A 1,922-nucleotide genomic window follows, 5' to 3' on the forward strand; every position below is an offset into this window, starting at 1 on the left:
TATTCAAAAAAACGTTTTACCGCATCCAGCCATGATTCGTGTTTTGGGCTATGAGTAGCACCAGAGCCTTCCATCGTCTCGGCAAATTCCTGCAATAACTCTTTCTGTTTTTTCGATAGTTTCACCGGTGTTTCAATAATTACGCGGCACATTAAATCGCCTACTTCACCCGTGCGGACTGATTTAACGCCTTTACCGCGCATTTTGAATTGCTGTCCGGTTTGTGTGCCCTCCGGTACTTTTAATATCGCCTTACCTTGCAAGGTGGGCACTTCCAATTCACCACCTAAACAGGCTGTGGTAAAGCTGATCGGTACATCGGAAAATAAATTATTGCCATCCCGGGTAAACACATCATGGCGCTTAACGGCTACTTCAACATATAAATCACCGGCAGGTGCGCCACGCGATCCAGCCTCACCCTCACCGGCAAGACGAATACGATCACCTGTGTTCACACCGGCAGGCACTTTAACGGAAAGCGTTTTATGTTCTTGTACAACGCCTTGACCATGGCAGTCATGACAAGGATCCTGAATCATCTTGCCGGTACCATGACAGTGCGGGCAGGCTTGCTGAACAGTAAAGAAGCCTTGTTGAATGCGTACCTGACCATGGCCACCGCAGGTGGTACAGGTGACTGGCTGGGTACCGGGTTTGGCGCCCGTTCCATCACAGGTTTTACATTCTACGTTGACTGGAATACGGATTTTAGCCGTGGTTCCGGCAACCGCCTCTTCGAGTGTCAAATCAAGACGGTATCTTAAATCAGCACCACGAAAGCTTTGACCGCCAGCCCCACCTCCGCCAAAAATGTCATTAAATACATCGCCGAAAATATCGCTGAAACCGCCAGAACTTCTGAAACCACCACCGCCACCACTGTTATCCACTCCGGCATGGCCAAATTGATCATAGGCCGCACGTTTTTGAGAATCAGAGAGTACTTCATAGGCTTCTTTAGCCTCTTTAAACCTGGCTTCAGCGGTTGCATCATCCGGATTACGATCAGGATGATATTTCATCGCCATACGACGATAGGCTTTTTTGATTTCGGCTTCAGTCGCAGTGCGTGATACACCAAGTAGGTCGTAATAGTCTTGTTTGGCCATGTTTTGTTTTTCTTGTATCTCTTAAACAAGACAGGCGCAAGCTCAATGCCTACGCCTGTTTTTAGTTAATTGTGTGAAAGATTATGAATTTTTCTTGTCGTCATCGACTTCTTCAAATTCGGCATCTACCACATCATCGCTTTGTGCTGCTGCGTCATCTGTTGCAGCACCTTCACCTGCTTCTGCATTTTCAGCATAGGCACGTTCAGCCAGCTTACCTGCAGCTTCTGATAATGCAGCGGTTTTGGCTTCGATATCCGCTTTATCCTCACCTTTCAGAGCCTGTTGTAACTCCTCAATGGCCGCTTCAATCTTGGCTTTTTCATCCGCTTCCACTTTATCACCCAGATCAGTGAGTGATTTATTGGTGGCATGAATCAAGCCATCCGCCTGGTTGCGTACTGTGACCAGTTCATGGAACTTACGGTCTTCATCAGCATGAGCCTCAGCATCTTTAACCATTTGTTCAACTTCTTCATCGGACAGACCGCTGGAAGCTTTAATGACAATAGACTGCTCTTTACCAGTCGCTTTGTCTTTCGCAGACACGTTCAGAATACCGTTGGCGTCAATGTCAAAAGTGACTTCGATTTGCGGTGTACCACGTGGAGCTGGCGGAATATCCGCTAGATCAAAACGGCCTAGTGACTTGTTCGCTGAAGCAATTTCACGTTCACCTTGCAGCACGTGAATAGTCACCGCAGGTTGGTTGTCATCTGCTGTTGAAAACACCTGATTCGCTTTTGTTGGGATGGTGGTGTTTTTCTCAACCAGTTTAGTCATTACACCGCCCATGGTCTCGATACCCAG

2 protein-coding genes are annotated in these 1,922 nt (G+C 47.5%); both read right to left on the reverse strand.

Translation table 11 applies throughout. The features are described from left to right. On the reverse strand, positions 1–1,112 hold a 1,112-nt coding region (gene dnaJ / locus B3O33_RS07545; protein ID WP_292360622.1), incomplete at its 3' end, for a molecular chaperone DnaJ. 81 nt (positions 1,113–1,193) lie between these two features. After that, positions 1,194–1,922 (reverse strand): Hsp70 family protein (locus B3O33_RS07550; RefSeq protein WP_292363322.1); only part of this gene is annotated, 729 nt, incomplete at its 5' end.

It is taken from the genome of Methylophaga sp. UBA1464, assembly GCF_002325665.1.
GTDB lineage: Bacteria > Pseudomonadota > Gammaproteobacteria > Nitrosococcales > Methylophagaceae > Methylophaga.